Below are 14669 nucleotides of genomic sequence, written 5' to 3'. Positions count from 1 at the left end.
CGATGATGCAAATCACCAACGGAGAGCACAAGGCGCGGCCGGAGGGGCTAGCGGAGCGCATTTATCTGCAGCTCAAGGCCGACATCTTCGAGTTTCGCCTGCTGCCGGGCGATCGCTTCAGCGAAAGCGACGTGGCGCAGCGCATGGCGGCCAGCCGCACGCCGGTGCGCCAGGCGCTGTTTCGACTCGAGCGCGAAGGCTATGTCGAGGTGCTGTTTCGCAGCGGCTGGCAGGTGCGGCCGTTCGACTTCGCCTACTTCGAAGAGCTGTATGACCTGCGCATCGTGCTGGAACAAGAGGCGGTGAAACGGCTGTGCGAACGTCCGGCTGGGGAAACGCCGGCCGCGCTGGCGGCGTTGAGCCATTTTTGGACCGCAGCGCCGCGCCTGGCTGACGGCAAGGCGGTGTCGCAGCACGATGAGCAGTTTCATCAGGCGTTGGTGGCCGCGGCGGGCAACGGCGAAATGGCGCGCATTCACCGCGAACTGACCGAAAAGATCCGCATCATTCGCCGGCTGGACTTCACCCAGCAGGCGCGGGTGGACGCCACCTACCGCGAACACGCCGCCATTTTGCAGGCGATCCTGCAGCGGCAAAGCGGGGCGGCGCAAGCGCTGCTCGGCGAGCATATCGCCGTCAGCAAGGCAGAGGTACGAAAAATAACGCTGCACATGTTGCACCAGGCGCGGGCCCAGCCGCCCGCGCGCTCGGCGCAACGATTTTGATTTCACACACATCAGGAGTTTGAACTATGCAACGTCGTCGTTTTATCAAAGCTTTTGCGCTGTCCGCCGCCGCTGTCGGCCTGGGCCTGGCCTGGAGCGCGCAGGCCGCCGACACCATCAAGGTCGGCATTCTGAGTTCGCTCTCAGGCACCATGGCGATTTCCGAAACGCCGCTGAAGGATGTGGCGCTGATGACCATCGACGAGATCAATGCCAAAGGCGGGGTGCTCGGCAAAAAGCTGGAGCCGGTGGTGGTGGATCCGGCCTCCAATTGGCCGCTGTTCGCCGAGAAGGCGCGCCAGCTGCTGAGCCAGGACAAGGTGGCGGCGGTGTTCGGCTGCTGGACCTCGGTGTCGCGCAAGTCGGTGCTGCCGGTGTTTGAGGAGTTGAACGGGCTGCTGTTCTACCCGGTGCAATACGAAGGCGAAGAGATGTCGCCGAACGTGTTCTATACCGGCGCGGCGCCGAACCAGCAGGCGATCCCGGCGGTGGAATACCTGCTGAGCGAGGACGGCGGCGGCGCCAAGCGCTTCTTCCTGCTGGGCACCGATTACGTCTATCCGCGCACCACCAACAAGATCCTGCGCGCCTTCCTGCACAGTAAAGGCGTGCAGGACAAGGATATCGAAGAGGTCTACACGCCGTTCGGTTACAGCGATTACCAGACCATCGTCGCCAACATCAAGAAGTTCGCCGCCGGCGGCAACACCGCGGTGATCTCCACCATCAACGGCGATTCCAACGTGCCGTTCTACAAAGAACTCGCCAACCAGGGCGTCAAGGCCACCGACGTGCCGGTGATCGCCTTCTCGGTCGGCGAGGAAGAGCTGCGTGGCATCGACACCCAACCGCTGGTGGGCAACCTGGCGGCCTGGAACTACTTCGAATCGCTGGATAACCCGACCAATAAACAATTCGTCAGTCAGTGGAAAGCCTACGCCAAGGCGCACAATCTGCCGAATTACGCCACCGCGGTGACCAACGATCCGATGGAAGCCACCTACGTCGGCCTCCACATGTGGGCGCAGGCGGTGGAAAAGGCCGGCACCACCGACGTCGATAAGGTGCGCGCGGCGATGGCCGGGCAAACCTTCGCCGCGCCGTCGGGCTTCACGCTGACCATGGACCAGACCAACCACCATCTGCACAAGCCGGTGATGATCGGCGAGATCGAGGGCAACGGCCAGTTCAACGTGGTGTGGCAGACCGAAGCGCCGGTGCGCGCGCAGCCGTGGAGCCCGTATATCGCCGGCAACGACAAGAAGCCGGATTACCCGGTGAAGGGCGGCAAGTAACGTCACTCAGCGCCGGCGCGGCCCAACGCCCGCCGGCCCAACAGAAGAGGCAGCTGATGCAATCTCCGTTTTTATCTTCTCTGCGCGTCGGGCTGTGGCTGCTGTGCGCCTGGCCCCTGCTGGCGCAGGCCGGGCCGGCCGATGAGTTTGCGGCGGCCAACCGTGCGCAGCAGGCCAAACTGCTGCAGGCGTGGGCGGCCGAGCCGGATGCCGCGCGCCTGCCGCTGCTGCAGGGGCTGCAGCAGGAAACCGTGGCGATCGACGGGGCGAAGCGCGCCTTTATCCGCCAGGGCGATCGCTATTTGCCGCTCGAGGGCGAGGCGGCCCCGGTTGGCGAACCGAAGAAGGTGTGGCTGAACAACCGGCTGCGCATTCTGATCGCCAATGCGCTGTCGGCGCAGCGGTTGGTCAGCGCGGACGCGGCGGTGCGGCTGCAGGCGGCGAGCGCGCTGCAGCGCGAAGCGAACGGCGAGCAGCTGCCGCTGTTGGCCCGGCAGCTGGCGCGGGAAACAGACCCGCAGGTGCATCAGGCGCTGAGCCTGGCGCTGGCTAACCTGCAGCTGGCCGACGGCAATCCGCAGGTGCGTTTCAAGGCGGTGCGGCTGTTGGGTGAATCGGGCGAGCCGGAAACCCGCGCCCGGCTGCAAGCGTTGACCGACGCCGCCCACGAGCCGGACGCCGCGGTGCGCGCCGAGGCGCAACGCAGCCTGCAACGCGTGCAGCACCGCCTGATGATCGGCGATCTGCTCGGCCAGGCGTTCAGCGGCCTGTCGCTCGGTTCGATCCTGCTGCTGGCGGCGCTCGGCCTGGCGATCACCTACGGCCTGCTCGGCGTCATCAATATGGCGCACGGCGAAATGCTGATGCTCGGCGCCTATTCGGCCTACCTGGTGCAGGGGCTGTTTCAGCAGTTTGCGCCGCAGTGGCTGGCGCTCTACCCGCTGGCGGCGCTGCCGGTGGCGTTCGCCATCACCGCCGGGATCGGCATGCTGCTTGAGCGCACGGTGATCCGCCACCTGTACGGCCGGCCGCTGGAAACCCTGCTGGCCACCTGGGGCATCAGCCTGGTGCTGATCCAGCTGGTGCGGGTGCTGTTCGGCGCGCAGAACGTCGAGGTCGCCAACCCGGCGTGGCTGTCGGGCGGTGTGCAGCTGCTGCCGAACCTGGTGCTGCCGTGGAACCGCATCGCGGTGATCGCGTTCGTGCTCTTGGTGCTGGCGATGACCTGGCTGCTGCTGAACAAGACCCGGCTCGGCATGAACGTGCGCGCGGTGACGCAAAACCGCGCGATGGCGGCCTGCTGCGGCGTGCCCACCGGGCGGGTGGACATGTTGGCCTTCGGGCTGGGATCCGGCATCGCCGGGCTCGGCGGGGTGGCGCTGTCGCAGTTGGGCAACGTCGGGCCGGAGCTGGGGCAAGGCTACATCATCGATTCGTTCCTGGTGGTGGTGCTCGGCGGCGTCGGCCAGTTGGCGGGGACGGTGGCGGCGGCCTTCGGCCTCGGCATCGTCAACAAGATCCTCGAGCCACAGATCGGCGCCGTGTTGGGCAAGATCCTGATCCTGGTGCTGATCGTTCTGTTTATTCAAAAGCGTCCGCAGGGGCTGTTCGCCCTTAAGGGCAGGGTGATTGACTGATGAGCCAACCATTGACCGTAACCGGCGTGCAGAAAGCGCCCCGGCTGGCGTTGAGCATCGGCGGGCTGGCGTTGCTGGCGCTGCTGGTGATGCCGTTCATGACGCTGTTGCCGGCGGATCATCCGCTGGCGGTGTCCACCTATACCCTGACGCTGGCGGGCAAGATCCTGTGCTACGCGGTGGTGGCGGTGGCGCTCGATCTGGTGTGGGGCTATGCCGGGCTGCTGTCGCTCGGCCATGGGCTGTTCTTCGCGCTCGGCGGCTACGCCATGGGCATGTACCTGATGCGGCAGGCGGCGGGCGACGGGCTGCCGGCGTTTATGGCGTTCCTCTCCTGGAATGAGCTGCCGTGGTTCTGGAGCGGCACCCAGCATTTCGCCTGGGCGCTGTGCCTGATCGTGCTGGTGCCGGGTCTGCTGGCCTTCCTGTTCGGCTACTTCGCCTTTCGCTCGAAAATCAAAGGGGTGTATTTCTCGATCATGACCCAGGCGCTGACCTATGCCGGCATGCTGCTGTTCTTTCGCAACGAAACCGGCTTCGGCGGCAATAACGGCTTTACCGGTTTCACCACGCTGCTCGGCTTTCCCATCACCGCCGCCGGCACGCGAGTGGCGCTGTTTCTGGCGACGGTGCTGCTGCTGGCCGCCAGCCTGGCCATCGGCTTTGCGCTGGCGCGCAGCAAATTCGGCCGGGTGCTGACCGCGGTGCGCGATGCGGAAAACCGCCTGACCTTCTGCGGCTACGATCCGAAGGGCTTCAAGCTGTTCGTCTGGACGCTGTCGGCGGTGCTGTGCGGGTTGGCCGGCGCGCTCTATGTGCCGCAGGTCGGCATCATCAACCCCGGCGAAATGTCGCCGACCAACTCGATCGAGGCCGCCATCTGGGTGGCGCTCGGCGGGCGCGGCACGCTGGTGGGGCCGCTGCTCGGCGCCGGCATCGTCAACGGCGCCAAGAGCTGGTTCACCATGGCCATTCCCGAATACTGGCAGTTCTTCCTCGGCCTGATGTTTATCGTCGTCACGCTGTTTCTGCCCAAAGGGGTGATCGGTCTGCTGCGCCGGAGGAAAACCTCATGAAAGCGATGCAAGTGACCGACGAGCTATTTACCCACCCGCTGCCGGCGGATAAATACCGGCAGCAAACCGATCCGGTGCTGCAGCTCGACAACGTCAACGTCAGCTTCGACGGTTTTCGCGCGCTGACCGATCTGTCGCTGCGCATTGGCGTCGGCGAATTGCGCTGCGTGATCGGCCCCAACGGCGCCGGCAAGACCACGCTGATGGATGTGATCACCGGCAAGACCCGGCCGGACAGCGGCAGAGTGTTTTACGATCAGACCGTCGATCTGACCCGGCTGGCGCCGATGCAGATCGCCCACGCCGGCATCGGCCGCAAGTTTCAAAAACCGACGGTGTTCGAGGCGCTGACGGTATTCGAGAATCTGGAGATCGCGCAGAAAACCCGCAAGTCGGTGTGGGCCTGCCTGCGCGCCCGCCTGAGCAGCGAACAGCGCGACCGCATCGACGAGATGCTGAAAACCCTGCGGCTGGGGCATGAACGCCACCGGCCCGCCGGGCTTTTATCTCACGGGCAGAAACAGTTTCTCGAGATCGGCATGCTGCTGGTGCAGGAGCCGCACCTGCTGCTGCTCGACGAGCCGGCGGCCGGCATGACCGACGCCGAAACCGACTACACCGCCGAACTGTTCCGCGAGCTGGCGGGCAAGCATTCGCTGATGGTGGTGGAACACGATATGGGGTTTGTGGAAACCATCGCCGATCGCGTGACGGTGCTGCACCAGGGGCAGGTGCTGGCGGAAGGATCGCTGGCGCAGGTGCAGGCCGATGAACGGGTGATTGAGGTATATCTGGGGCGCTGAGGAGGCGTAATCATGCTGCAGGTAGAGGAATTGAATCAGTATTACGGCGGCAGCCACATTCTGCGCGGCCTGTCGTTCGAGGCGCGCATCGGCGAGGTGACCTGCCTGCTGGGGCGCAACGGCGTGGGCAAGACCACGTTGCTGAAATGCCTGATGGGGCTGGTCCTGGCGCGCAGCGGCAGCGTCCGTTGGCAGGGCGAAACCATCACCGGTAAAAAGCCGCATCAGCGGGTGCAGGCGGGCATCGCCTATGTACCGCAGGGGCGGGAGATTTTCCCGCGTCTGACGGTGGAGGAAAATCTGCTGATGGGGCTGGCGCGTTTTTCCGGCGCCGCCGCACGCACGGTGCCGGATCCGATCTATGACTTGTTTCCGGTGCTGCGGCAAATGAAGGATCGGCGCGGCGGCGATCTCTCCGGCGGGCAACAGCAGCAGCTGGCGATCGGCCGGGCGCTGGCCTGCCGGCCGCAGTTGCTGATCCTCGACGAGCCGACGGAAGGGATCCAGCCTTCGGTGATCAAGGAGATCGGCGCGGTGATCAAACAGCTGGCGGCGCGGGGCGATATGGCGATCCTGCTGGTGGAGCAGTTCTATGACTTCGCCGCCGACCTGGCGGACAGCTATCTGGTGATGTCGCGTGGCAGCATCGTGCAGCGCGGCGCCGGCAGCGCTATGGAACAGGACGGCGTCCGCGCGCTGGTGGCGATTTAACGTTGGGTCAGCTGAAAAAGGATTGGCTGAGCGGATCGCGGGAATGATGCAGCACTCTGATGATATTCACCTCCCGCCTGTGCTGTCGAAAATAAATCAGGTGGTTGGCGACGGGCAATACCCATAGGCCGGGGCCGATTGCATCGATGTTTTTGCCGAGTTGGTGGTGGCTAAGGTTATCGAAAGCCTGATGCAGGCGGCGCAGATAATCTTCGGCCACCTGCAAGCCAAAGTGCGCCAACCCGTAAAAATAGATCTCTTCCATATCGTCCAGCGCTTTTGGACGAACGGTTACTCTCCTGCGCATCCTTTTGCTTTGCTCCGTATTCTTTCCATGAACACATCACGATCCCATTCGACGGCTTCGCCGCTGTTCTCTCCTTCGGCGATCAGGCGCCTAAGCTCTTCCAGTTTTGAGGCGGCGGTACGTTCGCGCAAAGTGCGCACGGATTCGCGGATGACTTCGCTGGGCGTTCGGTAATCGCCGCTGGCCACCAGGTCTTCGACGAAGCTACGCAGTTCGTCACCCAGATCTACCGTTAGTGTTCTGCCCATTGTTCCTCCTCATTTTCGGCTATGCTGCGTCATTGTAAGATTAGTTCTTACATTGTGCACGTCAAACTATCAGGATCTCAATAGCGGTCCCGTCATGAGGGCGGGAGTCACCCGTTTATTCATTAAGGATAACCATGAACGAAATCACTGTGTCACGCCTCGGTTGCATCGTCCTGTCTCTGTTTCCGGCCCTGTGGGGGCTGTTCAGCCTGTTGAACAATACGGCGGATTTCGCCGGTACCGCGCGCAATGCGGTGGGGCCATTGCTTGCCATGCAGGATACCTATCAGACGCCGGGGCTGATGTGGCGCGCGATCAGCGCCGACTGGGCCTGCATGTTGGGGTTGGCGGTCATCACCACGCTGGAAACGCTGGCCGGTCTATTCGCGGCGGCAGGCGTGGTGCTGATGATCGGGCGATTGAAAGGCCCTTACGCCGCCTTCGCCAAGGGCAAAGCCTGGGCGATGCTGGGGGCGCTTTGCGCAATTGCGGTGTGGGGCGTCGGCTTTATGGTGGTCGCCGGCGACTGGTTTATGGCCTGGCAGGCCAAGAAGGATCCGCTGGCGGTGCAGCTGGGGGCGCTGATCTACCTGGCGCCCAATGCGTTTGCCTTGCTGTTCCTGATGCTGCAGCGGGAGCCGCGCTAAACGACGGCGGAGCGGGGCGCGGTTACAGCGCCTTGCTCATCGTCCAAAGTTCGATGGCACCCTGTTCGCTGGTGTATTGGGCCTCGCCGCATACGGCCAGGCCTTGCCGCTGATAAAAGCGCTGGGCGTCGGCGTTCTGTTTCAGCACTTCCAGCCACAGCAGGGGCTGACGGCGTTCGACGGCCCGCCGCTGCACCTGTTCGAAAAATTGTCGGCCGAAACCGCGCCCGGCGTAGTCCGGCAGGAAGTAGATCTTTTGCAGTTCGGCGCCGCGCCGTTGGGTGGCGGCCAACAGGCTGTCGAAGTTCACGCGTGCATAGCCGACCAGGGCGTCATCCTCATAGGCTAACAGCCAGCACACGTCGGGATCGCGCAGCGTCTGTTCCAGCGCGGAGACGGAAAAATCCTCGGCCAAAAAGGCCTCCAGCTCGTGCGGGTAGTGCCACAGCTCACCGAAGTGCGCCCGATAGGTGCGGATGCCGATATCGCGCACCAGGGTTAAATCTTCCAGCAATGCCTGACGAACGGTGAACATCAGTGCCCCTTTGAGTAAGAAAAATTACAGCCGTTGTTCCAGATGCCGGTGGGGCACCATCGCCTGATGCAGAATGGCGAGAACGGTGATGCCGGCAGGGCGGTTGCGGTAGTAGATCCTATGGCTGGCGTAAGGAAAACTGCGTATCTCTTCGCCCAGATCGTGGAAGTGAGCTTTACCCGCTTCCGGCATATCTGCCAAATGATGCATGACCTCTCTCAACTGCTCAAGATAGCGGCGAGATTGCGCTTGGCCCCAGTGCTCGATGGTGAAATGACGAATAGCCAGCAGATCTTGTTGGGCCTGCGGGGTGAGGCGAAACGCGGGCATCTCAGTCTGTTTCATCGGTGAGCAGACGGTTGAAGAAGGCATCGCCGTCTACCGCCTTACCGGCGTCTTCCTCGGCGGTAGCCTGCGCGATTTTTTGCTGCAGCGCGCGTAATTTGAGATCTTCCAGCGCCTGGTAGTCTTCTACCGACATGACGACGGCGACCGGTTTGCCGTTGCGATTGATTTGCACCGGTTCACGCTGCGCCTTGAGCAGCAAATCGCCGAATTGGGTTTTGGCCTCGTTCGCGGTGAGTGCGTACATTTAATCGCTCCAGTTAATTAAATCGTTCGATTTAACCATTATACGGCGCGATGAAAAAATCACCAATGCTATTCCGGCGGGCAGGTTTCGTTGGACAGATGCCGCGGTGTTTCACGGCGAAAACCCAGGCCGATGATGCGGCCGAACAGGCGCGGCAGCCAGCGGCTGTTGCCGACGCGGGCGATCAGGCGCGAGCCGCCCGCCGCGCGGCGTTCGCCCGGCTTGCGCTGGCTCATTTTGATCTGCAAAAACTGGATGGCGCGAGTGGGGAGTTCGCGCCGGCGCTGCACGCTCAGCAGATGCTTCAGCTGCAGCCGATGCTGGCGCAGCGGCGGGATCAGGGCGTTGGCGGCGGCCACCGCGTCCTGAATCGCCAGGTTGACGCCCACGCCGCCGATCGGCGACATGGCGTGCGCGGCGTCGCCGATGCACAGCACCCCCGGTTTGGCCCAGCGATCCAGACGATCGATGCGAATGCTCAGCAGTTTGACCTGATCCCACTCGACGATCTCCTGCAGGCGATCGTCCTGGAACGGCGCCACCTCGGCGAGGTGCAGTAAAAATTTCTCCAGGCCGCTACCGCGGATCGCGTCGAAGCTGCCTTTATCGATCGAGTAGCCGCACTGCCAGTAGTCGCCGCGATCGATCATGATGAAGTTCTGCTTCGGCCCGGTGTGGCCCATCGACCAGGCCGGATCGCCCGGCTGCTTGCTGAGCTTCATCCACACAACGTCGCGCGGCGCGCCGAAGGAACGGCTGCTGAGCGCCGCCTGCTCGCGCACCACCGAGTTGCGGCCGTCGGTGCCGATCACCAGCTGGCTGCGCACGCGGATCGGGCCTTCCGGCGTGTCGGCCAGCACGCCGCATACCTGGCCGCGGTCGTACAGCAGCTCATGAACCTGCGCCGAGGTCAGCAGCCTGAAGTTGGGGAAGGCGGCGGCCTGCTGGGCCAAAAAGTTGAGGAACTCCCACTGCGGCATAAAGGCGATAAATTTGCAGCGCGTCGGCAGGCGGGTGAAATCCGCCAGCTTGATGTCGCGCCCGGCGACTTCGGCGTGCAGGGACTCCGCACGCTGGTGCGGCAACGTCAGCAGTTCGTCGAGCAGGCCCAGTTGGTGCATGACTTCCAGCGTCGAGGGGTGAATGGTGTCACCGCGAAAATCGCGCAGGAAGTCGGCGTGCTTCTCCAGCACCGTCACGTCGATCCCCGCCCGCGCCAGCAGATAGCCGAGCATTAGCCCGGCGGGGCCGCCCCCCACGATGCAGCAGGTGGTGGCGTAAGGTGTGATCGGTGATGACGGCATGGCGGTTGACCCCGGAGAGCGGCCGCATCCCGCGAGCCGCAAGTGAATGTTCAATATTGATAATGATTATCAATATCAAGTTTGGCTGTCAACCCGCAGCGCAGTGTGGTCAAAGGGGCGGACAGAGGATCGAAACCGACGGGCAGGGTGAAACGGTATTGCATCGCGAGCATAAGGATTCTCCGTAAAGACATTGACCCGGAGAGCGTGACACGCCATCTTTATCAGTAAAATCGGTATTATTTTTATCGATGGTTCAGAAAATCAGGATGGTCAGCATGGGACGAATAACGTTCGATCTCGAAGATTTGCGCAGCTTTGTCACCGGCGTCGAGCTGGGCAGCTTCGCCAAGGCGGCTGAACGGCTGGGGCGTTCGACGTCGGCGGTCAGCGCCCACCTGAAAAAGCTGGAACAGCAGGTCGGCGCGCCGATCCTGCGCAAGGCCGGGCGCGGCATGGTGATGACCGAGGCGGGGGAAACCCTGCTTGGCTACGCGCGCCGTCTGCTGGAGCTCAATGACGAAGCCGCCGCCGCGGTGCGCGGGTTGGATCTGCAGGGCACGGTGCGGCTGGGGTTGCAGGAGGATTTCGGCGAGACGTTTCTGCCGCAGGTATTGGGCAGCTTCGCACGCGCCAATCCGAAGGTGCGCATCGAGGCGCGCATCGCCCGCAATGCCGAGCTGATCGACTGGGTGCTGAAAGGCCAGCTGGATCTGTCGCTGGCGTGGGATGGCGGTTTGAGCACGCCGTATCATCAGGCGCTGGGGCAGCGGCAGCTGCACTGGATAGCCTCGCCCGGCTTCGCGCTGGCGCCGTGGCGAGAAGGGGACGAGCCGTTGCCGTTGGTGATGTTCGACGCGCCCTGTCTGATGCGCAGCGCGGCGACGCAGGCGCTGGATCGCGCCGGCATTCCCTGGCGCATCGCCTTTACCAGCCGCAGCCTGAATGGCGTGTGGGCGGCGGTGAGCGCCGGGTTGGGCGTCACGGTGCGCACGGCGGCGGGGTTGCCGCCCGGCCTGTCACCGCTGGCCCCCGATCTGCTGCCCGCTCTCGGCCAACTCGGTGTAGTGCTGCACCGCGCCGAGGATCAGCCCTCGGCGGCCGTGCAGCGGCTGGCGCAGATTGTGGTCGAGCGGATCGAAACTTAATCTTGGGCGATCGGCTGCTTGCCGCTCAGCTGGCCCCATTCGCTCCAGGCGCCGTCATACAGTTTGACCTGCGGTGCGCCGAGCGACAGCAGGCCAAACGCCAGCACCGCCGCCGTCACGCCGGAGCCACAGCTGGTGATGATCGGGCCGTTAATGTCCACGCCCTTGTCGCTGAAGATTTGGCGCAGCGCGTCCAGCGATTTGAAGCGGCCGTTTTCCAGCAGCTCGCCGTACGGAATGTTGATGCTGCCGGGAATATGACCGCGGTGCAGGCCGAGGCGCGGCTCCGGTGCTTCGGCATAAAAGCGCGGTGCGGCGCGCGCGTCGAGAATTTGCACCGGCGTGCCTAATGCTTGCTCCACTTGCCGCATATCCACCACCGCGTCGGCGTTGAACCGGGCGTTGAACGTCTGCGGTTCAGGCTGCGCCGGGCCGGTTGCCAGCGCTTGCCCCAGCGCGGTCCAGCCGTTCAGCCCTTCGTCCAGCACGTAAACGCGCTCGGCGCCGAAATTGCGGAAGGTCCACCAGCCGCGCGGTGCGGAGAACTGGTTGCCCTCATCGTAAATCACCAGGGTATCGCGCTCGCTGATGCCCAGCTTGCCCACCGCCGCGCCAAACTCCGCCGCCGTCGGCAGCATGTGCGGCAGCGCGGTGTTTTTGTCCGCCACCTCGTCGATATCGAAATAGACCGCGCCGGGGATATGGCCGCGTTCGAACTCGGCAAGCATGTCCTTTTTCGGCGTCAGCCCCACCGGCGACATCCGAACGTCGATCACCACCAGATTTTCATCGTTGATATGTTGCGCAAGCCATTGAGGGGTCACCAGAAACGGAGAGTTCATCGTTATTGTTCGCCTGTTGTGAAAACGGATTTTCACTATACACCAGGCCGCGCGGGGATGAAGTATGATGTTCAGTCAAAGGGGATGGGCGGGGAGCGGAGAAAACATGACGGACCAGGCGTTTGGCGGAGCCAAGATAGCGTTGCTGTGCGACGATCGCTTACTGGTTTATCTACGGGACGACAAACCGGGCATTCCGTGGCCCGGCCTGTGGGATCTGCCCGGCGGCGGGCGGGAAAACGGCGAAACGCCGCTGCAGTGCGTGCAGCGGGAAACGCAGGAAGAGTTTGGCGTGACGATCGCCGCACGTCAGGTTGTCTGGCGGCGGCGCTACGACGGCGTTCTGCCCGGCTCCCCGCCGACCTGGTTTATGGCCGGCGAGATAACGCCGGCGCAGATCGCCGCCATCCGCTTTGGCAACGAGGGCCAGCGTTGGCTGATGATGCCGGTAGCGCAGTTCATTGATCATCCGCAGGGCATCGAACATCTGCGCCGCCGGGTGGCGGAGTTTCTGCACCGTTAGGACTAAAGTTCCCGGTGCTTTCAACCCTGGCGATCAGCGCCGGAAGTTGTTGGTCAGAGAAGACTTCGATACCGTGTTGGCGCAGCAGCTCGGCGGTAACGCCGCGGCCGGGTTTGGTGCGGCCGTTGAAGGCACCGTCGTAAATCCGTTGACTGCCGCAAGAAGGGCTGCCGTCGGTCAGCAAGGCGAAACGGCAGCCGTGGCGGCGAGCGATTTCCAGCGCCAGTTGGGCACCGAGCAAGTATTGTGCGGTGACATCATCGCCGCTGGATTCCATCACCTGCGCCCGCTGCGCGATTACTGCCGCGCCGTCGGCATGCGGCGAGATTTCCGCTGAGGGGCGAGGCGTGGAAAAACCGGCGGCCAGCTCAGGGCAGCAGACGATCAGACGGCCTTCTTGCCGCCAACGTTGCAGCGTGGCGTCAAGCAAAGGTTTGTCGGTACCGTTGTAACGAACTTTGAAACCAGCCAGGCAGGCGCTGATAAGGATATTGGACGACATGTCTTTTTTCTCTGCGGCAGTGGCGAAAGCGCGGATGCCGTTGGCCCGCGCGCGCGGCTATAACATAGCAGGATACTCAGCATGATGGCAGCGCCGATCGAGTGACGCCCCCTGGTTTTTCGATGCGCGGCTGAGCTTGGGCGTTCGCGGCAAAAATTCAGTCCGCTGGCGTGATGACGCCAGCCGGCATCAGCGCCTGGATGGTGGCGCCGACCCGCTGTACCGCCTGTTCTATCTCCGTCGTCAGCGTCGGCGCATAGTTGATGCGCAGGCAGTTACGGTACTTGCCGGCGGCGGAAAAGATGCTGCCGACGGCAATTTGTACGCCTTGCGGTTCGAGATGGCGGTTCAGCCGCAGGGTGTCGAATGCCTCGTCCAGTTCGATCCACAGCATAAAACCGCCGCGCGGCCGGCTGACGCGGGTGCCGGCCGGGAAGTGTTTCAGGATCAGATCGGTCATGCGATCACGGTTTTGTTGATAGCGGGCGCGCATGCGCCGCAGGTGCTGCAGATAGTGCCCGCCGCGGATGAATTCGGCGATCGCCAGCTGCGGCTGGGTGGCGGTGGCGCCGGAGCCGATGAACTTCATGTGCAGCACCCGCTCCAGATAGCGGCCGGGTGCGATCCAGCCCACGCGCAGGCCCGGCGCCAGCGTTTTGGAAAACGAGCTGCACAGCAGCACGCGGCCATCTTCGTCGAACGATTTGATGGTGCGTGGCCGCGGGTAGTGATAGGCGATGTCGCCGTAAACGTCATCCTCGATGATTGCCGCATCGTGACGCTGCGCCAGCGTCAGCAACTGCTGTTTATGGGCGTCGGGCATGATGTAGCCCAGCGGGTTGTTGCAGTTGGGCGTCAGCAGAATGGCCTTGATCGGCCACTGTTCCAGCGCCATCTCCAGCGCGGCCAGGCTGACGCCGGTGAGCGGATCGGTGGGGATTTCCAGCGCCTTGATGCCCAGGCCCTTCAGCGTTTGCATGGTGCCGTGGAAGCAGGGCGAATCGACCGCCACGATGTCGCCGGGTTGGCAAACGGCGCGCAGCCCGGCGGAGATCGCTTCCTGGCAGCCGGTGGTGATCAGCAACTGATCGGGGCTGATTTGGCAGCCGGAATCCAGCAGCAGACGAGCGACCTGTTCGCGCAGCGCGGCCACGCCCTGAATGCTGTCGTAATACAGGCTGCGCAGGTCGCCGTGGCGGGCGGCGTTGCGCAGGGCGACGATCAGCGGTTTCATCGTCGGCTCGGCGATGTCCGGCATGCCGCGTCCCAGCTGGATCAGGCCTTCGCGCGGCCGGTTGCGCACCAGCTCCAGCACCTGCTCCCATTGCGAAATGTCCACCGGCCGCTGCACCGGCGCCGTCATGGCGGGCAGCTCGGCCTGTGCGCGCCGCGTATGCACGAAGTAGCCCGACTTCGGCCGCGCTTCCACCAGGCGCTGTTCCTCGAGCAGCCGGTAGGCTTGCTGCACCGTGCTGATGCTGACGCCGTGCTCCTGGCTGAGCGCGCGTACGGAAGGCAGGCGATGGCCGGCCGGATACAGCCCTTGCTGAATGCGTTGGCTGAGAATGGCGGCCAGCGTCGCGTAGCGTGTCATACAGAGGCCTCTCATCGATAGTCAGGGTTAAAAAACCGGTACAGATGCTCTCAAAGTAAACCATTCAGCGGGTTTTTTGGTGCAGCTGTATGAAAAAAAGAGCGTCAGCGTGAATCTGTATTGTTTTTCTCCCGGCGAGCATGATGACTGCAACGCGAAAACATCAGGGAGAATAACAAG

The 14669-nt window shown here is 63.4% G+C and carries 19 protein-coding genes; 9 read left to right on the top strand and 10 right to left on the bottom strand.

Translation table 11 applies throughout. The features are described 5' to 3' along the window. Positions 1-5 precede the first annotated feature (5 nt). From FHU12_RS14460 to urtE, 6 genes are read left to right on the top strand one after another with little or no spacing between them, the layout of a single operon-like run. Positions 6-725 (top strand): GntR family transcriptional regulator, encoded by a 720-nt coding sequence (locus FHU12_RS14460; RefSeq protein WP_141972994.1) that lies wholly within the window; start codon positions 6-8, stop codon positions 723-725. A 26-nt stretch (positions 726-751) separates the two neighbouring features. Then, entirely contained in the window at positions 752-2020 is a 1269-nt protein-coding gene (urtA, locus tag FHU12_RS14455; RefSeq protein WP_063991257.1) for an urea ABC transporter substrate-binding protein, read from the top strand. A gap of 56 nt (positions 2021-2076) precedes the next feature. After that, on the top strand, positions 2077-3657 hold the full coding sequence (gene urtB, locus FHU12_RS14450) for an urea ABC transporter permease subunit UrtB (protein ID WP_141970138.1): 1581 nt from the start codon (positions 2077-2079) through the stop codon (positions 3655-3657). Next, positions 3657-4733, top strand: coding sequence for an urea ABC transporter permease subunit UrtC (gene urtC / locus FHU12_RS14445; protein ID WP_016928582.1), 1077 nt, complete (start codon positions 3657-3659; stop codon positions 4731-4733). The genes urtB and urtC overlap by 1 nt, the downstream gene beginning before the upstream one ends. Continuing rightward, positions 4730-5536 (top strand): urea ABC transporter ATP-binding protein UrtD, encoded by an 807-nt coding sequence (gene urtD, locus FHU12_RS14440; RefSeq protein WP_015377102.1) that lies wholly within the window; start codon positions 4730-4732, stop codon positions 5534-5536. Before urtC ends, urtD begins: the two co-directional genes overlap by 4 nt. A 12-nt stretch (positions 5537-5548) precedes the next feature. Next, a complete protein-coding gene (urtE, locus tag FHU12_RS14435) occupies positions 5549-6247 on the top strand; it encodes an urea ABC transporter ATP-binding subunit UrtE (protein ID WP_141970136.1) in 699 nt (232 codons plus the stop codon). A gap of 7 nt (positions 6248-6254) precedes the next feature. Here urtE and FHU12_RS14430 read toward each other — a convergent pair whose 3' ends face one another. Further along, positions 6255-6554 (bottom strand): type II toxin-antitoxin system RelE/ParE family toxin, encoded by a 300-nt coding sequence (locus tag FHU12_RS14430; RefSeq protein WP_042783942.1) that lies wholly within the window; start codon positions 6552-6554, stop codon positions 6255-6257. Continuing rightward, complete coding sequence (locus FHU12_RS14425; RefSeq protein WP_004939442.1) at positions 6539-6802, bottom strand: type II toxin-antitoxin system ParD family antitoxin; 264 nt, start codon at positions 6800-6802, stop codon at positions 6539-6541. The genes FHU12_RS14430 and FHU12_RS14425 overlap by 16 nt, the downstream gene beginning before the upstream one ends. Before the next feature lie 134 nt (positions 6803-6936). On the opposite strand from FHU12_RS14425, the gene FHU12_RS14420 reads away from it, so the two are divergent. Then, positions 6937-7449 carry a DUF2165 family protein gene (locus FHU12_RS14420; RefSeq protein ID WP_043136947.1) on the top strand — a complete coding sequence of 171 codons (513 nt, stop codon included), beginning with the start codon at positions 6937-6939 and terminating at the stop codon, positions 7447-7449. A 22-nt stretch (positions 7450-7471) separates the two neighbouring features. Here FHU12_RS14420 and FHU12_RS14415 read toward each other — a convergent pair whose 3' ends face one another. The 5 genes from FHU12_RS14415 to FHU12_RS27295 all read right to left on the bottom strand — a co-directional run bounded on the left by FHU12_RS14415 (position 7472) and on the right by FHU12_RS27295 (position 10053). Then, positions 7472-7984 (bottom strand): GNAT family N-acetyltransferase, encoded by a 513-nt coding sequence (locus FHU12_RS14415; protein WP_049203896.1) that lies wholly within the window; start codon positions 7982-7984, stop codon positions 7472-7474. A gap of 24 nt (positions 7985-8008) precedes the next feature. Beyond that, complete coding sequence (locus FHU12_RS14410) at positions 8009-8314, bottom strand: type II toxin-antitoxin system RelE/ParE family toxin (protein ID WP_028127915.1); 306 nt, start codon at positions 8312-8314, stop codon at positions 8009-8011. A 1-nt stretch (position 8315) separates the two neighbouring features. After that, complete coding sequence (locus FHU12_RS14405) at positions 8316-8576, bottom strand: type II toxin-antitoxin system Phd/YefM family antitoxin (RefSeq protein ID WP_015377106.1); 261 nt, start codon at positions 8574-8576, stop codon at positions 8316-8318. 68 nt (positions 8577-8644) lie between these two features. Beyond that, entirely contained in the window at positions 8645-9880 is a 1236-nt protein-coding gene (locus FHU12_RS14400; RefSeq protein WP_141970134.1) for an FAD-dependent oxidoreductase, read from the bottom strand. Positions 9881-9930: 50 nt separating this feature from the next. Next, a complete protein-coding gene (locus tag FHU12_RS27295) occupies positions 9931-10053 on the bottom strand; it encodes a DUF4865 family protein (protein ID WP_221627851.1) in 123 nt (40 codons plus the stop codon). Positions 10054-10158: 105 nt separating this feature from the next. On the opposite strand from FHU12_RS27295, the gene FHU12_RS14395 reads away from it, so the two are divergent. Next, entirely contained in the window at positions 10159-11028 is an 870-nt protein-coding gene (locus tag FHU12_RS14395; protein WP_141970132.1) for a LysR substrate-binding domain-containing protein, read from the top strand. Here FHU12_RS14395 and sseA read toward each other — a convergent pair. Continuing rightward, positions 11025-11870, bottom strand: a complete 846-nt coding sequence (sseA, locus tag FHU12_RS14390) for a 3-mercaptopyruvate sulfurtransferase (protein WP_141970130.1) — start codon at positions 11868-11870, stop codon at positions 11025-11027. The two genes, FHU12_RS14395 and sseA, sit on opposite strands and share 4 nt — an antisense overlap. 106 nt (positions 11871-11976) lie before the next feature. On the opposite strand from sseA, the gene FHU12_RS14385 reads away from it, so the two are divergent. After that, complete coding sequence (locus FHU12_RS14385; protein WP_141970129.1) at positions 11977-12393, top strand: NUDIX hydrolase; 417 nt, start codon at positions 11977-11979, stop codon at positions 12391-12393. Here the strand turns inward: FHU12_RS14385 and FHU12_RS14380 are convergent. Beyond that, positions 12329-12895: a 2-thiouracil desulfurase family protein gene (locus tag FHU12_RS14380; protein ID WP_141970127.1), complete on the bottom strand. Its 567-nt coding sequence runs from the start codon at positions 12893-12895 to the stop codon at positions 12329-12331. The genes FHU12_RS14385 and FHU12_RS14380 overlap by 65 nt on opposite strands. Before the next feature lie 157 nt (positions 12896-13052). After that, the gene (locus FHU12_RS14375) at positions 13053-14489 is read right to left on the bottom strand and encodes an aminotransferase-like domain-containing protein (protein ID WP_141970125.1); all 1437 of its coding nucleotides are present in this window, start codon (positions 14487-14489) and stop codon (positions 13053-13055) included. Positions 14490-14669 lie beyond the last annotated feature (180 nt).

This window comes from Serratia marcescens (genome assembly GCF_006715005.1).
In the GTDB taxonomy this organism is placed as follows: domain Bacteria; phylum Pseudomonadota; class Gammaproteobacteria; order Enterobacterales; family Enterobacteriaceae; genus Serratia; species Serratia montpellierensis.
Note: the sequence above shows the minus strand (reverse complement) of the source record. Positions and strands in the feature narration are given on the sequence as shown.

What these genes read in the sequence shown, in the direction of transcription:
- FHU12_RS14395 (WP_141970132.1), top strand. Translation starts at nt 10,159, where the DNA reads ATGGGACGAATAACGTTCGATCTCGAAGATTTGCGCAGCTTTGTCACC.
- FHU12_RS14415 (WP_049203896.1), bottom strand. Translation starts at nt 7,984, where the DNA reads ATGTTCACCGTTCGTCAGGCATTGCTGGAAGATTTAACCCTGGTGCGC.
- FHU12_RS14410 (WP_028127915.1), bottom strand. Translation starts at nt 8,314, where the DNA reads ATGCCCGCGTTTCGCCTCACCCCGCAGGCCCAACAAGATCTGCTGGCT.
- FHU12_RS14430 (WP_042783942.1), bottom strand. Translation starts at nt 6,554, where the DNA reads ATGCGCAGGAGAGTAACCGTTCGTCCAAAAGCGCTGGACGATATGGAA.
- FHU12_RS14400 (WP_141970134.1), bottom strand. Translation starts at nt 9,880, where the DNA reads ATGCCGTCATCACCGATCACACCTTACGCCACCACCTGCTGCATCGTG.
- FHU12_RS14385 (WP_141970129.1), top strand. Translation starts at nt 11,977, where the DNA reads ATGACGGACCAGGCGTTTGGCGGAGCCAAGATAGCGTTGCTGTGCGAC.
- urtB (WP_141970138.1), top strand. Translation starts at nt 2,077, where the DNA reads ATGCAATCTCCGTTTTTATCTTCTCTGCGCGTCGGGCTGTGGCTGCTG.
- FHU12_RS27295 (WP_221627851.1), bottom strand. Translation starts at nt 10,053, where the DNA reads ATGCTCGCGATGCAATACCGTTTCACCCTGCCCGTCGGTTTCGATCCT.
- urtD (WP_015377102.1), top strand. Translation starts at nt 4,730, where the DNA reads ATGAAAGCGATGCAAGTGACCGACGAGCTATTTACCCACCCGCTGCCG.
- urtE (WP_141970136.1), top strand. Translation starts at nt 5,549, where the DNA reads ATGCTGCAGGTAGAGGAATTGAATCAGTATTACGGCGGCAGCCACATT.
- sseA (WP_141970130.1), bottom strand. Translation starts at nt 11,870, where the DNA reads ATGAACTCTCCGTTTCTGGTGACCCCTCAATGGCTTGCGCAACATATC.
- FHU12_RS14460 (WP_141972994.1), top strand. Translation starts at nt 6, where the DNA reads ATGCAAATCACCAACGGAGAGCACAAGGCGCGGCCGGAGGGGCTAGCG.
- urtC (WP_016928582.1), top strand. Translation starts at nt 3,657, where the DNA reads ATGAGCCAACCATTGACCGTAACCGGCGTGCAGAAAGCGCCCCGGCTG.
- FHU12_RS14420 (WP_043136947.1), top strand. Translation starts at nt 6,937, where the DNA reads ATGAACGAAATCACTGTGTCACGCCTCGGTTGCATCGTCCTGTCTCTG.
- FHU12_RS14425 (WP_004939442.1), bottom strand. Translation starts at nt 6,802, where the DNA reads ATGGGCAGAACACTAACGGTAGATCTGGGTGACGAACTGCGTAGCTTC.
- urtA (WP_063991257.1), top strand. Translation starts at nt 752, where the DNA reads ATGCAACGTCGTCGTTTTATCAAAGCTTTTGCGCTGTCCGCCGCCGCT.
- FHU12_RS14380 (WP_141970127.1), bottom strand. Translation starts at nt 12,895, where the DNA reads ATGTCGTCCAATATCCTTATCAGCGCCTGCCTGGCTGGTTTCAAAGTT.
- FHU12_RS14375 (WP_141970125.1), bottom strand. Translation starts at nt 14,489, where the DNA reads ATGACACGCTACGCGACGCTGGCCGCCATTCTCAGCCAACGCATTCAG.
- FHU12_RS14405 (WP_015377106.1), bottom strand. Translation starts at nt 8,576, where the DNA reads ATGTACGCACTCACCGCGAACGAGGCCAAAACCCAATTCGGCGATTTG.